17 protein-coding genes are annotated in these 18,055 nt (G+C 67.9%); 5 read left to right on the top strand and 12 right to left on the bottom strand.

Annotated features, from left to right (window positions below; genetic code table 11):
- The first annotated feature begins 51 nt into the window (after window positions 1–51).
- On the top strand, window positions 52–531 hold the full coding sequence (locus QFZ83_RS13375; RefSeq protein ID WP_306879472.1) for a VOC family protein: 480 nt from the start codon (window positions 52–54) through the stop codon (window positions 529–531).
- A gap of 18 nt (window positions 532–549) precedes the next feature.
- Here the strand turns inward: QFZ83_RS13375 and QFZ83_RS13370 are convergent, their stop codons facing one another.
- From QFZ83_RS13370 to QFZ83_RS13340, 7 genes are all read right to left on the bottom strand, one after another.
- The gene (locus QFZ83_RS13370) at window positions 550–1,848 is read right to left on the bottom strand and encodes an MATE family efflux transporter (RefSeq protein WP_306879695.1); all 1,299 of its coding nucleotides are present in this window, start codon (window positions 1,846–1,848) and stop codon (window positions 550–552) included.
- A 152-nt stretch (window positions 1,849–2,000) separates the two neighbouring features.
- Complete coding sequence (locus QFZ83_RS13365) at window positions 2,001–2,576, bottom strand: DUF2239 family protein (RefSeq protein WP_307507100.1); 576 nt, start codon at window positions 2,574–2,576, stop codon at window positions 2,001–2,003.
- Window positions 2,577–2,643: 67 nt separating this feature from the next.
- On the bottom strand, window positions 2,644–3,093 hold the full coding sequence (locus QFZ83_RS13360) for an AsnC family transcriptional regulator (RefSeq protein ID WP_307507097.1): 450 nt from the start codon (window positions 3,091–3,093) through the stop codon (window positions 2,644–2,646).
- Entirely contained in the window at window positions 3,090–3,455 is a 366-nt protein-coding gene (locus tag QFZ83_RS13355; RefSeq protein WP_307507093.1) for a GIY-YIG nuclease family protein, read from the bottom strand. Before QFZ83_RS13355 ends, QFZ83_RS13360 begins: the two co-directional genes overlap by 4 nt.
- A 115-nt stretch (window positions 3,456–3,570) precedes the next feature.
- Window positions 3,571–3,891 (bottom strand): hypothetical protein, encoded by a 321-nt coding sequence (locus tag QFZ83_RS13350; RefSeq protein WP_013541534.1) that lies wholly within the window; start codon window positions 3,889–3,891, stop codon window positions 3,571–3,573.
- A 16-nt stretch (window positions 3,892–3,907) separates the two neighbouring features.
- A complete protein-coding gene (locus QFZ83_RS13345; RefSeq protein WP_307507090.1) occupies window positions 3,908–4,849 on the bottom strand; it encodes a hypothetical protein in 942 nt (313 codons plus the stop codon).
- 77 nt (window positions 4,850–4,926) lie between these two features.
- Window positions 4,927–5,616, bottom strand: coding sequence for a hypothetical protein (locus QFZ83_RS13340; protein WP_306879466.1), 690 nt, complete (start codon window positions 5,614–5,616; stop codon window positions 4,927–4,929).
- A gap of 382 nt (window positions 5,617–5,998) precedes the next feature.
- Here QFZ83_RS13340 and QFZ83_RS13335 point away from each other — a divergent pair, with 382 nt between their 5' ends.
- The 4 genes from QFZ83_RS13335 to QFZ83_RS13320 all read left to right on the top strand — a co-directional run bounded on the left by QFZ83_RS13335 (window position 5,999) and on the right by QFZ83_RS13320 (window position 11,371).
- Window positions 5,999–6,793, top strand: coding sequence for a response regulator transcription factor (locus QFZ83_RS13335; RefSeq protein ID WP_013541531.1), 795 nt, complete (start codon window positions 5,999–6,001; stop codon window positions 6,791–6,793).
- Window positions 6,794–6,815: 22 nt separating this feature from the next.
- Window positions 6,816–7,808 carry a sensor histidine kinase gene (locus QFZ83_RS13330; RefSeq protein WP_306879464.1) on the top strand — a complete coding sequence of 331 codons (993 nt, stop codon included), beginning with the start codon at window positions 6,816–6,818 and terminating at the stop codon, window positions 7,806–7,808.
- A gap of 80 nt (window positions 7,809–7,888) precedes the next feature.
- The gene (locus QFZ83_RS13325; protein WP_307507087.1) at window positions 7,889–10,264 is read left to right on the top strand and encodes a Tex family protein; all 2,376 of its coding nucleotides are present in this window, start codon (window positions 7,889–7,891) and stop codon (window positions 10,262–10,264) included.
- Between the two features lie 33 nt (window positions 10,265–10,297).
- Entirely contained in the window at window positions 10,298–11,371 is a 1,074-nt protein-coding gene (locus tag QFZ83_RS13320) for a phospholipase (protein WP_307507085.1), read from the top strand.
- Here the strand turns inward: QFZ83_RS13320 and QFZ83_RS13315 are convergent.
- The 5 genes from QFZ83_RS13315 to QFZ83_RS13295 are packed head-to-tail and all read right to left on the bottom strand — an operon-like array spanning window position 11,335 to window position 17,892.
- The gene (locus QFZ83_RS13315; RefSeq protein ID WP_307507082.1) at window positions 11,335–11,703 is read right to left on the bottom strand and encodes a hypothetical protein; all 369 of its coding nucleotides are present in this window, start codon (window positions 11,701–11,703) and stop codon (window positions 11,335–11,337) included. The genes QFZ83_RS13320 and QFZ83_RS13315 overlap by 37 nt on opposite strands.
- Window positions 11,700–12,071 carry a RidA family protein gene (locus QFZ83_RS13310; RefSeq protein WP_307507080.1) on the bottom strand — a complete coding sequence of 124 codons (372 nt, stop codon included), beginning with the start codon at window positions 12,069–12,071 and terminating at the stop codon, window positions 11,700–11,702. The genes QFZ83_RS13315 and QFZ83_RS13310 overlap by 4 nt, the downstream gene beginning before the upstream one ends.
- A complete protein-coding gene (locus QFZ83_RS13305) occupies window positions 12,068–13,624 on the bottom strand; it encodes an efflux transporter outer membrane subunit (RefSeq protein WP_307507078.1) in 1,557 nt (518 codons plus the stop codon). Before QFZ83_RS13305 ends, QFZ83_RS13310 begins: the two co-directional genes overlap by 4 nt.
- A 13-nt stretch (window positions 13,625–13,637) precedes the next feature.
- Window positions 13,638–16,733: an efflux RND transporter permease subunit gene (locus tag QFZ83_RS13300; RefSeq protein WP_307507075.1), complete on the bottom strand. Its 3,096-nt coding sequence runs from the start codon at window positions 16,731–16,733 to the stop codon at window positions 13,638–13,640.
- On the bottom strand, window positions 16,726–17,892 hold the full coding sequence (locus QFZ83_RS13295) for an efflux RND transporter periplasmic adaptor subunit (RefSeq protein ID WP_307507072.1): 1,167 nt from the start codon (window positions 17,890–17,892) through the stop codon (window positions 16,726–16,728). Before QFZ83_RS13295 ends, QFZ83_RS13300 begins: the two co-directional genes overlap by 8 nt.
- Between the last annotated feature and the right edge of the window lie 163 nt (window positions 17,893–18,055).

Here is an 18,055-nt window from a genome sequence, read left to right as displayed (position 1 = left end):
CCCGGCTTTGATACTGAACTCTCAGGTTCATCATCCAAGCAAAGGAGACCCATGCAAAAGATCGTTCCCTGCCTCTGGTTCGACGGCAACGGCGAAGAGGTGATCAATTTCTACACCGGCATCTTCCCGAACTCCCGCGTGACCGACCGGCTGCACTGGCCCGCCAACGGCCCCGGCCCCAAGGACGGCAGCCTGCTGACCGCCACCTTCGAGCTCTTCGGCCAGGAATTCATGATTCTCAACGGCGGCCCCGACTACAAGTTCACCCCGGCCTTGTCGCTCTACGTGCCCTGCGAGACGCAGGCCGAGGTCGACCACTACTGGGACAAGCTGCTCGAAGGCGGCGGCAAGCCCGTGAAGTGCGGCTGGCTCACCGACCGCTACGGCGTCTCGTGGCAGGTGGCGCCGCAAGCCATGACACGCATGTTCCAGGACAAGGACCCCGAGAAGGCCGGCCGCGCGATGCGGGCGATGATGGAGATGACCAAGCTCGATCTCGCGACGGTGCAGAAGGCCTACGAGGGCCGTTGAGTCCGACCTTCGCTCAGCTCACACCAGCGTGCGGATCGCCTTCTTGCGCCACACCAGTTGGTAGTACGCGGTCTGCAGCAGCAGCATCGCGCCGAAGGTCACGGGGTAGGCGATCCAGATGCCGTCCAGCCCGATGCGGTGGCTCATGAACCAGGCCACCGGCACCTCGACGCCCAGGATGCAGACGATGGAGATCAGCGTCGGCACCAGCACCGAGCCGCTGGCCCGCATCACGCCCGACGTGGCCGCGGCCATGCCGAAGATCACCAGGCTCCACAGCATGATGTGCAAGAGCGTCTGCGCGATCTCGATCACCGGCTCGCTGGTGATGAAAAAGCCCATGAGCGGCCGCGAGAACAGGTAGCCCAGCAGCACCAGGCCGCCGGTCAGCACGAGGTTCATCAGGAGCGCCGTCTTCGTGATCGCGCCGAGCCGGTCGGCACGGCCCGCGCCGATGGCCTGCGCACCGAGGATCGACGCGGCAATGGCGATCGAAATGGCCGGGAACTGCACATACGCCACCACCTGGTTCACCGCGCCGTAAGCGGCCGTGGCATTCGAGCCGTAGCTGTTGACCATCGACAGCAGCACCACTTCGGCCAGCGCCACCACGATCATCTGAACGCCCGTGGGCACGCCGATGCGCAGCACGGCCTTCAGCAATTGCGGCTGGATGCGCAGGTACCGGAAGAACTCCGCATCGGGCGCGAGCGGGCTCTTTTTCTGGCGCAGCCGAAAGCCCAGCCAGGTGGTCGCCACCACGAACGACAGCACCGAAGCCCAAGCGCCGCTGGCCACGCCCATCTGCGGCAGGCCACCCCAGCCGCGGATGAGCGCAGGCGTGACCACGAGGCCGATCAAGGTCGAGATCACCAGCGTGAGCAGCGGCGTGACGGTGTCGCCCACGCCGCGCAGCATCGCGGTCGCGAGCAGGAACACGAACACGCCGGGCATCGCGATCAGCATGATGCGGGCGTAGCGTGTCGAGTCGGCCAGCACGTCGGGCGGCGTGCCCAGTGCGGCCAGCATCGGCGTGGTGAAGGCGCCGCCGAACACCGCGATCACCAGTCCCATCAGCACGCCGACAGTGAGCGTGGTGCCGGCCACCGCCTTGGCCTTGGTCGCGTCGCGCGCGCCCCAGGCCTGGCCGATGAGCACCGAGGCGCCCGCGCCCAGGCCGATGATGAAGGCGATGAAGAAGAACATCACCGGAAAGAAACTGGACACCGCCGCCAGCGCGCCCACGCCGAGCATCTGCCCCACGTAGACGTTGTTGAGCGTGCCCGAGAGCGACTGCAGGATGTTGCTGAGCAACATCGGCGCGAGAAAGAAGAGAAACACCTTCCACAGCGGACGCGCCGCGCCGACGGGCGCCACGGGCACGCCCTTGAGGCCGCTCGGGCCGGTTGCGGGGGATGTCGGATTCGCGGGGGGCGTTGTCGAGGTCGTCGAAGTCGCGGGGGGGGCGCTCATGCAGGGGTGCTCCAGCCGGCGGCTGACAGTTTTTGGAGATGGGTGCGCAGGTCCGCGGGCCAGGCGTCGATGAGGCCTTCGAAGCGGTTGCGCTCGCCGGCGAACAGCGCGCGCGTGGCTTCCTCGAAGCCGGGCAGGGCGCCGGCGATCGCGGTCATGAAGCGGTAGGTGGCTTCGCGCGAGGCGCGCACGGCGTCGCGGTCGGCGTTGACTCGGCTCGCCTCCTGCACCAGCCGCCGCAGCGCCACCGAGGCGCCGCCGGGCTGGCGGTTGAGCCAGTCCCAGTGGCGCGGCAGCAGCGTGACTTCGCGTGCGACCACGCCCAGCTTCGGACGGCCGACGCCGCGCGGCGCGTCGTCATGGGCTTCGGCAGTGGTCGCGTGCGGCACGACGCCGGCCTGGTTGTGCACATCGAAGTCGAGCGACTCGCCGGTCTGCGCGTCGAAGATGAGGTAGGGCGTGTCGTCCTTGCGTTCGCGCAGTTGGGCGAGCACTTCGGCCGTGCTTCCTTCGGCGATGCGCTTGAAGCCAGCGAAAACGATCAGGTGAATGGGTTGCGTATCGGATGGCATGTCGAATGGGTTGCTTTTTCTTCCGGTCCGTTCGAACGAGGTCCGTAATCTACTCGTTCACACCTTCTCAGGCGTTCGGGGTGTCGTCGAGGCAAAGCGCAAGGAGCGCGGCATGGATCTGCGGCAGGCTTTCGATGTCGAGCGATTTCACCGCATCGGCGCAGATCGCCTCCACGGTCGTGACTGCAGCCTGCATCAGTTTCCTGCCGCCCGGTCGGAGGGCCGCAACGCGATGGTTGTGGCGGCTGTCTCCGTTCGCGCCGGCCGTGCGTTCGGCCAGTCCTGTTTTTTCGAGCAGGACCATTTTGCGAAGCAGCGCCGACATCGGCAACCCCAAGGCGCGCGAAAGCGTGGGCATCGCCATGCGGCCGTCTTCGGCGCGCAGCAACAGATGGAGCAGCCTGAAGTCTTCGTAGTCCAGCCCGTGGAAGGCGCCCAGGCTGTCCTGGAGTTTGAGGTTCAGGCTGGCATGCGCGCGGCTGATCGTGAGGCAGAACTCCAGCGCATCGGCGGTCATGGCGTGTTGTAGCCCTTGTCGCCGGTGCACTGGAGTTCTTCGCGCCAGAGTTCGAGCAGCTTCTCGAGTTCGGCGGCGCGGTCGAAGGCCGGGTCGTCGTCGCGTTCCTTCACGCGGTCGATCACCTCGAAGCTGAAGTGCTCGGCGCCGTGGGCGATCCAGTCGCGCACCAGCGCCTTGTCGCGGTGCGAACGAAGGCCCAGCTCGAAGCGGGCGCGGTTCATCGCGCCTTCGACATCGAGGCTGCCGGACACATAGACGCGGCCGTTCAGCGTGTTGCGGATGACGAAGACGCCCGCGGGGAGCACCGTTTCCTTGTATTTCCTGACGAGGGCGCGCCGCGTCTCTTGTGGCATGTTCATGCCGTTGATATTACCCGGGTGAAATATAAAACGCAATATAACCCGGGTAAAAATGAGGCGCGCGGCAAAGCGCGGCCGGGACGACCCGGCCGCGCTTGCAACTGTTCAAGACTTGTTACTTCCGCGCTGGCCGGAAGAACAGGTATTCGCCGCGCCCCAGCTCGGGCGTGACCTCGTAGCCCGAGCACAGCTCGTTGGCGCACTGGATCACGACCACGCGCGGCCAGATGGTCGCCGACGTCGGATAGCCGGGCAGGTACTGCGGCACATGCCACACGCCGAGGTCGCCGACTGGCTCGGCGTTGTCGGTGCCGCTGGCGTTCTGCAGGCCGCTGCCGAAGGTCACCCGTTCGATGCGCAGGTTGGGAACGACAGGGCCCGCGGAGGCCGAAGCCACGCAGCAAGCCGCGATCCAGAGGAAGACGGTCCTGGTCATCATGGGCTCCCGGCGGTCATTGCGAACCGACGGCCGCTTGCGGTGCCGACGCGATCTCGCCGATGGGCTCGACGGCCACAACGCCGGCGGGCTCGACCGGCATGGTCACCGCGGCCTGCTGCGGCTCTTCCTGCGCGGGCTGCACTGGTTGAGCCGGAGCAGCCGCTTGCGGCACGGGCGCCGCTTCGACGAGGGGAGCCTGCGGCAATGGCAGCGGGGTCGGCGCCGACGTCGACGTGGATGCCGACGTGGGAGGGGGCACCGAAGCGACCTGCGGCGCAACGACCACCGCCTGCGGCGGCTGCATCGGCTGCACCGACACCGCGATGGGCTGCATGGGCGCCATGGGTGGCGTCATCGCCGCGACCGGCTGGCCGACCACCTGCGCGGCGGCGTTCGCCGGCGAGGCGTACGGCCCGAACGCGCTCACCCGCTCCTCGGCGGTCATGGACTGCGGGCACTTCGTGCCGGTCATCTCCAGCGCGGCCATGGCGGCGGAGTCCATGCAGTCCATCGCGAGCGATGCCGCCTTCATGCCCTTGTTCCAGAGCTCGCGGCTCATCTTCAGGCGCTTGCAGTGCTCGTCCGTCCAGGTGGTGCCGAAACTGATGCCGACGCCCGGGCCGTTCGCGCTGGCGCTCGTGCTGCCCATGCAGGTGTCGTTGCTGGTCGTCAGGTTGGGCCCGTTGACCGACGGCACGTTCTTGACCGTGTAACTACCCCGGTAATCCACGGTATTCGTGGTGGCACCGGTGTTGTTGATGTTCTGGTTGCTGTTCAACGTCGAGCGGGTGGTGGTGTCCGCCGGCGTGTTGCTGTTGAAGTTCACGGCCTGGGTGTTGCCCTGCGCCGATGTGGTAGCCGAACTCGATGACTGGTTGTTGGCACCGCCCGCCGTCTGCGCCAAAGCGCCGCCCGCGGACAAGCCCATCAAGGTCAGGACAATCAGTTTTTTCATGTTCTCACTCCTTTGAAAGCCAGGGGAGGGGGCATGCCCCTCCCCGTTTCTGGTCCAACAACCGTGGCATGCCCCGTTCAGGGAGCCGATGCGGTTGCGCCGGCGCCCGCGGTGCCGCCGGTGCCGCCACCGTTGCTGAGGCCGCCGGCATTGCCGATCGCGAAGTTGGTCACGCCGAAGGAGCCGCCGGCCGAGCCCGCCGTCGCCGAGGTGGTCGTGCCGTTGACGAAGCCGTTGATCGCGCCCGAGGAGGCGCTGTAGCCCGAGGTCGTGCCCGAGGTGCGCGTCACCACTGCCAGACCGCCGCCAGGACCGGCTGCGGTGGCTGCCGTGTTGTTGGTGGTGGAGGTTGCTGCGCCGCCTGCCGTGCCGCTCACTTGGTTCGGGCCGCCTGCGGAGTAGCCGGCACCGGCGGACGAACCTGCATTGGCCGAGGCATTGGCACCGCCGATGGCTGCGCCGTTGCCGGTCGTTGCGGCAACACTGGTCACGCGGCCTTGCGTGGTCGCCGAGCCGCTGGCTGTTGCACCACCGACGCGCAGACCCGGAATGCTGACCGCGCCGCCTGCTGCATTGGCCGTGGCCGCCGAGCTGGAAGTGGCCGAGTTGTAGCTCAGTGCGCTGCCGGTGCCGGAGCTCGCTGCCACCGACCCTGCCGAGCTGGAAGAACCGGTGCTCGTGTTGGTGACGGCCAGCGCCGTGGTGCTGGTTGCCGAGGCCACGCCTGCAAGCAGGACCACGGCTGCCGTGATGAGAGTCTTCTTCATGATGATGCTTCCTCGATAGTGTTGAAACGAACCCGATCGCCGGCGTATCCGGCCATCAGCCAACGGTCAGCGAGCGCGGATTGAATGTTTCCGTTGCGACCGGGATGCAGTTTCAGCGTCGAAAAGGAATCTAAAAATGCCCTGTGGTGGGTAGTGCAAGGCTATGGCGAAAGCAATGGGAGGGGAGGGTGCGGGGGCCGTGCCAAGGGGTCCCTTTCCGCATGGCGGCCCTTGTCGCGCCTACGTCTTTAGTACACATTAGTCCCTGAGTGCAACAAGACGAAACCAAAGTAATCAAAAAAGCTCCCGGACGAAATTTGAGTAGAAATGAATTAACTTTTGCTCACGAACAAGCGGTAGTTTTTGTCACTAGGGGATAGAAATGGAAAATGAGCTTGACATTTCGTTGACAGAGGTCAACGCGAGCGCCAGGAATTTCTCGAATCCTGGCCAGTTCGGCGGGCTGCTTGCCCCCTCTGCCGACTCGCTTCCCTGGCCCGACTATCTGACGGGCCAACAGACCAAGCCGGTGCGCGTCGTGCTGGTCGACGACGACCCCTTTGTCAGACGCGTCATCGCGCAGGAACTGCTCGGCGACCTGCGCATCCAGCTCGAAGGCCAGGCCGGTAGCCTGCGCGAAGGGCGGCGCCTCCTGATGCAACACGAATTCGACGTGCTCATGGTCGACATCCGCTTGGGCGACGGCAGCGGCTTCGAGCTGATCGAAGAAGCCAAGAAACACCGCAGTGCCGCCGAAATCATCGTCATCTCGGCGATCGAGGACGAACCCCAGGTGCTGCACGCCTTCGAGCTTGGCGCCTCCGGTTTCCTGGTGAAGAACGCATGGTTCCAGAGCTATGCGCAGGCCGTGCTGCAGGTGGTGAACGGAGGGGCCGCCATCACGCCCCGGCTCGCACGCCGCTTGCTCGTGCACCTGGATCACCAGCGCAGCAACCAGAGCCCGGTGCGCCCGCCCGAGACCAAGGCCGCGCTGTCCGCACGGGAGCGTGAAGTGTTGCGACTTGTAGCCACGGGGTATGTGACCGAAGAGATCGCATTGCAGCTCACCATCAGCGCGCAAACGGTCAATGCCCACGTGAAGAACATCTACCGCAAGCTGCACGCGCACACCCGCGCCCAGGCGGTGAGCTTCGCCTCGCACAGGGGACTACTCTGAAACCGTTGCAACCCACAACGGTATGCAACGGGTCGATACGGTCATGTGGTCCTCGGTGCCCCAGCTACCGCATTACCTCGAAGACCAGTTCGTGTGGCTCTCGATCGCCGCATGGTCCGCGCTCCTGGCCTGGCTCTGGCCCCGCGCTTCGCGCCGCCGGATGCTGCTGTGGACCGCGCTGGCCGGTGCGCTGCACCTCACGCCGGTAACCGGGCAGGTGCTGCGGGCCACCTCGGCGATGTCGGTGGAGATCAACGACATCCCGCTCGCGTTCTGGGCGCTGCAGGGCGTCAACGTGGCCGTGCTCGGGATGATCCTCGGCATCTGGTATCTCTCGCGCCGCCGCGTCGCGCGCTTTCGGCAGGTGCAGGCGGTGCTGGCCGAGCGGCGCCGCATCGCCAGTGACCTGCACGACGGCGTCGGCTCGCGGCTGATGGCGCTCCTGGCCAGCCAGGACCCGCGCGCGGCCGAGCCCAGCGAGCTGTCGAGGGCGCTGCAGGCTTGCCTGCTGGAATTGCAGATGACCGTCGATTCCCTGGACGACGAAGCCTCGGCCAGCATCGTCGAGCGGCTGGCCCACCTGCGCTACCGGTTGCAGCCGGCATTCGACCGGCTGGGCATCGGCCTCGTGTGGCACGTGCAGGACGTGCCGCTCGCCCGCACGCTGTCCGCCGAATCCGCGATGCAGATCTGCCGGATCGCGCAAGAGGCCCTGTCGAATGTGCTGCGCCACTCCCACGCGAGCATCGTCGAGGTGCGCTTCGGCCCGCTGGGCCGCACGCGCGGCCTCGTGCTCGAAGTGCTGGACAACGGCCGCGGCCTCCAGGCATCGGCGCCGATGCCGCTGGAGCAACTGGGCAAGGGGCTTCGCAGCATGCGCGCCCGGGCCGATGCGCTCGGCGGCGAGCTGGCTGTCATGGACACCGAGCCGCACGGGTTGCGGGTGCGCCTCGTGGTGTCGGACGCCGAAGCCGGGCCGGCCGGCGCCGGGCCGGACACTGCGAGCAGCCTGTAACAACGCGCGGGGCCGCTGCCGCCGGAGCCCGTCCGCGCCTATGGCAAACTTCCGCGCTTTGCCCGGGATGCGCTCAAGACATGCAGAAAATCATTCGCCAGCTCGCCACTGAAATCAAGGTCGGCGAGCACCAGGTGAAGGCCGCCGTCGAACTGCTCGACGAAGGCGCCACGGTTCCTTTCATCGCCCGTTACCGCAAGGAAGTGACCGGCGGCCTCGACGACATCCAGCTGCGCGAACTCGAAGCCCGTCTTTCCTACCTGCGCGAGCTCGAGGACCGCCGCGTGGCGGTGCTCAAGGCCATCGACGAGCAGGGCAAGCTCACTCCCCAGCTGCGCGCCGCGATCGAATTCGCGCCCACCAAGCAGGAGCTGGAAGACCTCTACCTGCCCTTCAAGCAGAAGCGCCGCACCAAGGGCCAGATCGCCCGCGAATTCGGCATCGAGCCGCTCGCCGACAAGCTATTGGCCGACCCCACGCTCGACCCGGCCGTCGAAGCCAAGGCCTTCCTGCAACCGGCCACCACGCTGGACGACGGCAAGCCGGGCCCCGATTTCTCCACCGTGCCGCTCGTTCTCGACGGCGTGCGCGACATCCTTTCCGAGCGCTGGGCCGAAGACGCCGTTCTGGTGCAGCGCCTGCGCGAATGGCTCTGGGCCGAAGGCTTGCTCAAGTCCAGCCTCATGGCCGGCAAGGACGAAAACAACGCCGACATCGCCAAGTTCCGCGACTACTTCGAATACGACGAACCCATCGGCCGCGTGCCGTCGCACCGCGCATTGGCCGTGTTCCGCGGCCGAGCGCTCGACATCCTCGACGCCAAGCTGGTGCTGCCCGTCGAGCCCGAGCCGGGCAAGCCCAGCATCGCCGAAGGCAAGATCGCGCTGCACCTGGGCTGGAGCCACGCGGGCCGCCCGGCCGACGACCTGCTGCGCAAGTGCGTGGCCTGGACCTGGCGCGTGAAGCTGGCGCTGTCCACCGAGCGCGACCTGTTCACGCGCCTCCGCGAAGAGGCAGAGAAGGTCGCGATCAAGGTGTTCGCCGACAACCTGCGCGACCTGCTGCTCGCCGCACCGGCCGGCCCGCGCGTCGTGATGGGCCTGGACCCGGGCATCCGCACCGGCGTGAAGGTCGCCGTGGTCGATGCCACCGGCAAGCTGGTCGAGACCGCCACCGTGTTCCCGCACGAGCCGCGCAAGGACTGGGAAGGATCGCTCCACACCTTGGGCAAGCTCTGCGCCAAGCACGGCGTGAACCTCATCGCCATCGGCAACGGCACCGCCAGCCGCGAGACCGACAAGCTGGCCGCCGACCTCATCAAGCTGCTGGCCAAGATGGCCGCGCAGGCCGGCGCACCCGAGATGACGGTCGACAAGGTCGTGGTCAGCGAGGCCGGCGCTTCGGTGTATTCCGCCAGCGAATTCGCCTCGCAGGAAATGCCCGACGTGGACGTGAGCCTGCGCGGCGCCGCCTCCATCGCGCGGCGCCTGCAGGACCCGCTGGCCGAGCTCGTGAAAATCGACCCCAAGAGCATCGGCGTCGGCCAGTACCAGCACGACGTGAACCAGAGCGAACTCGCCCGCACCCTGCAGGCCGTGGTCGAGGACTGCGTGAACTCGGTGGGCGTGGACCTCAACACGGCGAGCGTGCCGCTCCTGAGCCGCGTGTCCGGCCTCTCGGGCAGCGTGGCCAAGGCCGTGGTGCGATGGCGCGAATCGAACGGCGCGTTTTCCACCCGCAAGCAATTGCTCGACGTCACCGGCTTCGGCCCCAAGGCCTTCGAGCAGAGCGCCGGGTTCCTCCGCATCCGCGGCGGTGCCGACCCGCTGGACATCACCGGCGTGCACCCGGAAACCTATCCGCTGGTCGAGCAGATCATCGTGAAGACCGGCAAGCCGATCGCCGAGCTGATGGGCCGTGCCGAGATGCTCAAGACCCTGAAGCCCGAGCTCTTCGCCAATGAGAAGTTCGGCGTCATCACCGTCAAGGACATCCTGGGCGAACTCGAGAAACCCGGCCGCGACCCGCGCCCCGACTTCAAGGTGGCGCGCTTCAACGACGGCGTGGACGACATCAAGGACCTGGTCGAGGGAATGATCCTCGAGGGCACCGTGAGCAACGTGGCGCAGTTCGGCGCTTTTGTCGACCTCGGCGTGCATCAGGACGGCCTGGTGCACGTGAGCCAGTTGAGCCACAAGTTCGTCAACGATGCGCGCGAGGTCGTGAAGACCGGCGACATCGTCAAGGTCAAGGTGATGGAAGTGGACGTGGCGCGCAAGCGCATCGGCCTGTCGATGAAGCTCGATGCATCGCCCGCGCGCCGCGACGGGCCGCGCGACAACCGCTTCGAAGGGGCGGGGCGAGGCCAGCAGCAACAAGGAAGGCGCGATAGCTCGCCGCAGCCGGCGGGGCAGATGGCCAGTGCGTTTGCGAAGCTGCAGGGGTTGCGCAAGTAACCGTGCCGCACGGTTCTTGCTGACGCATCCGGCATGAAAGCCCTGCGCATCTACGCCGGCCCCGCGGCCCGCAAGCACATCGAGCAGCACGGCCTGCGCCCCGAGGACGTGCGCACCGTCCCCGGTGCGGCGGGCGGGCCCAAGGGCCTGATCCTCGGGCCGCTCGATCGCTTCATCTTCGGCCGCTGGCTCACGCAGTCGAGCCAGCAAGTGCACTTGGTGGGCGCGTCGATCGGCGCGTGGCGGCTCGCGACGGCGTGCCTTTCCGACCCCGAGGCCGCTTTCCAGCGTTTCGAGCACGACTACGTGCGCCAGCAGTTCGAAGTGCCGCCGGGCCAGAAGCGGCTGAGCCCGCGCCAGCTCAGCGAGCGCTTTGCTGAAAGCCTGGTCGATTTCTACGGCGGGCGCATCGGCGAGGTGCTGAACCACCCGCGTTACCGCCTGCATGTGGTGACCTCGCGCGGCCGCCACATCCTCGGGCGCGAGGGCAGGGCGCGCACGCCGTTCGGCTACCTGGGCGCCTTTGCCTCCAACAGCGTCTATCGCAAGAGCCTGGGCGCGTGGCTGGAGCGCTGCGTGTTTTCCACGCCCGGCGCGGCGCTGCCTTTCGGCACGCAGGACTTCCGCACCCGCCAGCACGCGCTGAGCGAAGCCAACTTCAACATGGTGCTGCAAGCCTCGTGCTCGATCCCGTTCCTGCTCGCCGCGGTGCACGACATCCCCGGCGCGCCGCGCGGTGCGTACTGGGACGGCGGCATCACCGACTACCACCTGCACCTGGACTACCAGCCTGCCGACGAAGGCATCGTGTTGTATCCGCACTTCCAGCGCGCTGTGGTGCCGGGCTGGCTCGACAAGGGCCTGCGCTGGCGCCACAAGTCCACGGGTTTTCTCGACCGCATGGTGGTGCTGGCGCCCGATCCCGAATGGGTTAAGTCGCTGCCCAACGGCAAGCTGCCGGACCGCAAGGACTTCATTCATTTCCAGAACGATGCACAGGCGCGTATCACGGCCTGGGGCAAGGCGACGCGTGAAGCCCAGCGGCTGTCAGAGGAATTCGAGGGCTGGCTTCAGCGCGACGGCGCACCCGAACTGCTGCCTCTCTGAGCCGGCGTCATCAGCGGCGCGGCGCAGTCGAGGGTGTTCACGTACACCGCGTCACCCACCTTGAGCGCGGTGTCCACCGGCAGCCGGTCGGTGCCCAGCGAGCGCGAATGCACGCCGCCGTTGTGATAGCGCACGACCGCATAGCGCGCCGAGGCGTCGCCCGCCGCACCGCAGTCACGGTCGGCGGTGCCCGACAGGTCGCCCGCGCGGCCCACGGCGACGACCTGCGCCGCATGCCAGCCCGCGGCCCGGTCGAGCGAATGGGCATCGAACGCCGTGCAGCCTCCGAGCACGAAAGCCCACAGCACGCTGGCGCGCCAGGCAGGGCTCATGGCGTGGTTCCGATCGCGGCCGTGACCTGGATCTCGACCCGGTATTCCGAGTCGATCAGCTTCGCGCCCACCGTGGCCCGCGCCGGCGTATGGCCGGCGGGCACCCATTCGTCCCACACCGAATTCATCGCGGCATAGTCGCCCACGGTGCGCAGGTAGATCGTGGCGCTGACCAGGTCCTTCTTGCTCGCGCCTTGCATGGCGAGCAGCCTGTCGATGTGGCGGAGCACCTCGCGCATCTGGCCCGTGATGTCGAGCGAGGGGTTCTCCGCGACCTGGCCCGAGAGGTAGAGCAGGCGCGCCGTGCCCAGGTCGACGACCACCATCTCGCTGAAGCGCGGTCCCATGTCGTGACGAAGGATGTTCATGGCGATGTCGGTCCCGCGGCGTTGGCAACGGTCGTGTGGGAAATGAGGGACATGTGGGGAAGGGAGTTCGAAGACGCTGCCGCGATACCGTCCGTTGGCGGATTCCACCAGCCACCGCCCAGCGCCTGGAACAGCGCCGCGGCATCGGTCAACCGCAGGGCGCGCGCCTGCACCAGCGCGAGCAGCGCCTGCTGGCGGGCCTGCTGGGCGACGCGCAGCGACAGCGTGCTCGCATCGCCGAGTGCCACCTGCCGCCGCGTGCGTTCCAGGCTTTGCGCCGCGGTGCGGTCGGCCTTCAGCGCAGCCTGCAGGCCGCGGGTGTCGGCATCGATGGCTTCGAGCGTGTTGGCGACGTCCTGGAACGCGGCGAGCACGGTGGCGCGGTACTGCGCCGCCGCCTGGTCGAACGACGCTCTGGCCGCTGCCTCACGGTGCTTGAGCGCGCCGCCGTCGAAGATCGGCTGGGTCACGCTCGCAGCCACGGTCCAGAACAGCGACGACGACTTGAAGAGCTCCGACAGCGTGGCGGCCGACGAACCGTAGCTGTTCACCCCGAGCGTCACATTGGGCAGCCGCGCGGCCACCGCCACGCCGATGGCGGCGCTCGCGGCTTGCAATTGCGCCTCGGCTGCGCGCACGTCGGGGCGGTGTTCGACCAGGCGGGAGGGCAGGGTCAGCGGCAATTCCGAAGGCAGTTGCAGCGCATCGAGATCGAAGTGCGCCGCCACGCCTTCGGCCGGGTAGCGGCCCGCCAGCGTGGCCAGCAGGTTGCGTTGCTGCGCGAGTTGCTTGTCGAACGACGGCAGCGTGGCCTCGGTGGCGGCGAGCGCGGCTTCCTGCGCATCGACATCGGCCGGCGCCACCTGGCCGAGCGCCTGCTGCTTGCGATAGGCCGCGAGCACGTCCTTCTGCCCGTCGACGATGGCCCGCGTGGCGTCCAGCTGCGCGCGCAGCGAAGCCTCGGTGATCGCGGCCGCCACCACATTGCTGCTCAGCGACAGCCGCGCGGCCAGCCACTGGAAACGCTGGACTTCGGTCTGTGCCTGCGAACCCTCGACCTGCCGGCGCGTGGCGCCGAACACATCGGGCGTATAGGACACGGTGACCTGCGCCGTGTGCAGGGTGTAGAGGCTCGCGTTCGACGACACCGGGCTCGCGACGGCACCGGCCACGCGCTGCCGCGTGGGCGCGTAGCCGAGCGCGACGGCGGGCCAGAACGCGGCCCGGTCCGCCGCTTCGTTCTCGCGGGCGGCACGCAGCGATGCGTCGGCCGCCTGGATGCCGGGGTTGCCGGCCAGGCTCTGGGTGACCAGCGCGTTCAGCGGCTCGGAGCGAAAGGCCTGCCACCACTGGGCGGGCACGTCGAGGTCGGGCGAAAGGCGCTGCAGCGGCACGCCTTCGCCGGCTGTGGAGGTGGCCGGGGCCGGCGTGTATTGCGCCGGCAGGTTCAGCGGCGGCCGCACGTAGTCGGGGCCGACCGCGCAGCCGCCCAGCAGCGCGATGCACGCAGCGAACACTGCGGTGCAGTGAACCGTCAATCTTGTCGTCTTCATGATGTTCCGGCTTTCAGCGGTCGCGCCGCGAGCGGAGGCCCCAGCCCTTGCGCTCGAAGAAGCGCTCCAGCGCGAAATAAAGGGTGGGCAGGATGAACAGCGTCAGCAGCGTGGACACCACCAGCCCGCCGACCACCACCGTCGCCAGGCCGCGCTGCACGTCGGTGCCCACGCCCGTCGCCAGGGCCGCGGGCAGCATGCCGACGGAGGCCACGGTGGCCGTCATCAGCACCGGCCGCAGGCGCTCGGCGGCGCCTTCGAGCACCGAGGCCTGCAGCGCCAGCCCTTCGCCGCGCACGCGGCGGAAGTTCGCGACCATGATGATCCCGTTCTGTATCGACACCCCGAAGAGCGCGATGAAGCCGACCGCCGTGGCCACGTTGAGCGTTTCGCCCGCCACATGCACCGCGATCAGCCCGCCCAGCGTGGCCATCGGCACCACGCCCAGGATCAGCACCACCTGCCGGATCTTGCCGAACTGGAAGAACAGCAGCACCGCCATGATCGCCACCACGATCGCCAGCGACACGCCCAGCCGGGCCTGCGCGCGCTGCTGGTTCTCGAACTGGCCGGCCCATTGCAGCCTGAATTTGGCGGGGTCGAACTTCACCTCCTTGGCGATGCGTTCCCTCGCCTCGACCAGGTAGGAAGCCAAGTCGCGGTCGCGGTTGTCCACGCGCACGGTGATCTGGCGCTCGTTCATCTCGTGCGAGATGGTGCTCTCGCCGGTCTGCAGCCGGATGTCGGCCACCTGCGACAGCGGCACCTTGGCGCCGCTCGTGCTGTTGAGCAGCAGCGCGCCGATGGCCTCGGTGCCGCCCTTGGCGCTCTTTGGCATCTTCACCGCCACGTTGTAGGTGCGGTTGCCCGCGTACACCGTGATCACCGGCGCGCCGCCGATGCCGGTCTGGATCAGGTTGGCCACGTCGCTCGCGTTGACGCCGAAGCGCGCCGCCGCCGCGCGGTCGAGCTGGATCACCACCTGCGGAATCGGCGGCTCCTGGAACAGCGAGGCAGAGGCCGTGCCGCGCACCGTGCCCAGCAGCTCGACGATCTGGTTGCCGATGCGCCGGCTTTCCTTCAGGTCGTCGCCGTAGATGCGCAGCACCAGTGGGCTGTGGGCGCCGCCCACCGAATCGTTCACGCCGTCGATGATGGGCTGGCTGATGCCCACGTCGAAGCCCGGCATCTTCGCGAAGCGCTCGGTCAGCGTGCGCACGAAGGCCGCCTTGTTCACGCCCGCGGGCCATTCGGCATACGGCTTCAGGCCCACCGGCACCTCCATGTGCGAGGGCGTCCAGGGGTCGGTGCCGTCGTCGTTGCGCCCGAGCTGGGTCACCACGTACGAGACCTCGGGGTATTCGAGCAACACATGGCGCAGCTCGGTCGCCATCTCGCTGGCCTTGTCCAGCGACAGGCCCGAGGGCAACTGCACCTGCAGCCACAGCGCGCCTTCGTCGATGTCGGGCAGGAACTCGCGCCCGGCCGTGGCACCCAGCACCACCACCGCGGCGAGCGCCAGCGCGCTCAGGCCGTAGGCGATGGCCGGTGCATCCAAAAGCCTGGAGAGCACGCGCCGATAGGCGGCCGTGAGCCACACCAGCGGCTTGTTGACGAAGGGCTTGCTCGGCTTGCGCAGCGCCACGTAGGCCAGGCTCGGAATGAGCGTCAGCGCGCAGAGCAGGGCACCCACCAGCGCATAGCCCACGGTGAACGCCATCGGCTTGAACAGCTTGCCCTCCGCGCGCTCGAAGGCGAACAGCGGAAAGTAAGCCGTGATGATGATCAGCGTGGCAAAGAAGATCGGCCCCGATACATGGCTCACCGTCTCCAGAATGTTGCTTTCGGTGAGCGTAGCGTGCGGTTCTTCTTCGCGCCGTCGCAGGATCGCTTCCATCACCACGATGGCGCCGTCCACGATGATCCCGAAGTCGATCGCCCCCAGCGAGAACAGGTTGGCCGGCATGCGGGTGAAGTGCATCACGATGAACACCGTGACGAGCGACATCGGAATCGCCACCGCCGCGACCACCGCGCTGCGCGGGCTGCCCAGGAAAAGAATGAGCACGAAGCACACCAGCGCCATGCCTTCGAGCACCGTGTGCGTGACCTTGTCGACGGTGAGTTTCACCAGGTCGTCGCGGTCGATGTAGGGCACGATCTTCACGCCCATCGGCGCGAGCTCGGCCTGCAGTTCGTCGATCTTCTTGTGCACGCCTTCGAGCACGCGCGAGGGGTTCTCGTACTTGAGCATCAGCACGATGCCCTCGATGGTGTCGGGGTTCGTGTCTTTGCCGAGGATGCCGCCGCGCTCCTGGTGGCCGAACTGCAGTTGCCCCAGGTCGCGCACCAGCACCGGCGAGCCGTTGTTCTGCGCCACCACCACCCCGCCCAGATCGTCCAGCGTGTGAATCTGCCCGATGCCGCGCACCACGTAGCTCTGGTCGCCGCGCGCGATGCGCCCGCCGCCGGCATTGGCGCTGTTGTTGTTGATGGCCGTGACCACGTCGTTCAGCACCAGGCCGTATGTCTGCAGCTTGGACGGATCGAGTTCGAGCTGGAATTCCTTGGTGAAGCCGCCGAAGTTGTTGATGTCCACCACGCCCGCCACCTGGCGCAGCGCGGGAATGACCGTCCAGCGCTGGATCTCGGAGAGCTCCATCAGGTTCTTCGTGTCCGATTCGAGCGTGTAGCGATAGATTTCGCCCGCCGGCCCCGCCACCGGGCCCAGCCCGGGCTGCGCGCCAGAGGGCAGGCTGACCTGCCCCATGCGCTCGCTCACGCGCTGCCGCGCGAAGTAGTCGTCGGTGCCGTCCTTGAAGCTCAGGTTGATGAGCGACAGCCCGAAGGTGCTGCTCGAGCGGATCGAGGCCAGGCCCGGCGTGTTGCTCAGCGCGCGCTCCAGCGGCGTGGTGATCTGCTGCTCGATTTCTTCGGCGGCCAGGCCGTTCACCTGCGTCGTGACCTGCACCGTGACGTCGCCGAGATCCGGGTAGGCCTCGACCGTCATCTGCGTCCACGACCAGGCGCCGAACAGCAGCAGCGCCACCGACATCGCCCAGGCCAGGTGCCTGCGGCGAAAGAATTGGGTGATGACGAGGTTAATCATTCAGCAGCACACCGCCACGCACCACCACGCGCTCGCCGGCCGCAAGGCCATTGCGGATGCGCACGCTGTCGCCGTCTTCGCGGCCCGGCTCGACCGCGCGCCGCACGAAGGTCCAGGGCGCCGCCTCGACGAACACGCTCACGCTGTCGTTGTTCATGAGGAGCGCCGAGGCCGGCACCTGCGGCTGCCGCGCCTGCGGAACGCCGAGCACCGCCGTCGCATACATGTTGGGCTTGAAGAGGCCCTCGGGGTTGGCGAACACGATGCGGGCGCGGGCGCGGCGCGAATCCGCATCGAGCACCGCGCTCACGAAGGCGACCTTGCCGCTGAAGCTGCGCCCCGGATAGGCCGCGAGCGAGACCACCGCGTTCTGCCCCGGCGCCACCGCGCTCAAGAGGTTTTCCGGCACGTTGACCGTGACCCAGACCGCATCGAGGTTCGACACCGTCATCAGCACCGCATTGGCGTCGTTCAGGTTGGCGCCCGCTGCGGCGTTCAGCGCGGTGACCGTGCCGGCCATGGGCGCGGTGATGTTGAGAACCTGCGACCCGCGGCCTGACGAGGCGCCGCTGCCATCGGCGCCCAGCGTGCGCAGCCGCATTTCGCTGCGCTGCAGTTCGGCGGCCTGCTGCGCCACGCTGCTCCGGGCGGCTTCGACATCCTTGGCCGCGTTGGAACCCGCTTCGTTCACGCCGCGCGCCCGCACCAGCGCGCGCTGCGCCAGGTCGAGCGCATCGCGCGCCTTCTGCGCATCGGCCACGGCCTGGGCGAGATCGGGCGACGCGATGGTGGCCAGCAGTTGGCCGCGCCGCACCGTGTCGCCCAGCCGCACCTTCAGCTCGACCAGCTTGCCGGTGAGCGGCGGCACGATGTTGGCGGTGCGGGCCGGGTCGGCTTCCACCGTGGCCGGCAGGGCGACTTCATGCGCGGAGGCTTCGTCGCCGACGGTCTCGACGCGCAGCCGGTCGCGCAGCGCCGAGCCCGCGGGAACGATCAACCGGTTGCCCTCGCGCACCAGCAGCGGCCCGGGCGCCGCGGCCGGCGGCGCGCTGGCGTGGGCGCGGTAGACGGTCAAGACGAGCAGCAGGGCCGCGCCGGCCAGGAGGCCGAGGGCCAGCCACCCGCGCGGGAGAAGGGGCTGTGGATGTTTCTTCGTCACGATGCGAGGCGTCCGTTTGCGGGCCGGCCGCGCCGCGCACGGAACGTGTTCCCGTGTGCTTGATCCGCCCTGTCGCCCCAGCGGCGAAAGATAGCGAGGCGTGCCTGAAGAAGCTCCCAAGAAATCCTGAAGATGTCTTCAGGATCGGCCGCGCCGCCGCGAG

This window comes from Variovorax sp. W1I1, from assembly GCF_030815625.1.
Taxonomy (GTDB): domain Bacteria; phylum Pseudomonadota; class Gammaproteobacteria; order Burkholderiales; family Burkholderiaceae_C; genus Variovorax; species Variovorax paradoxus_C.
Note: the sequence above shows the minus strand (reverse complement) of the source record. Positions and strands in the feature narration are given on the sequence as shown.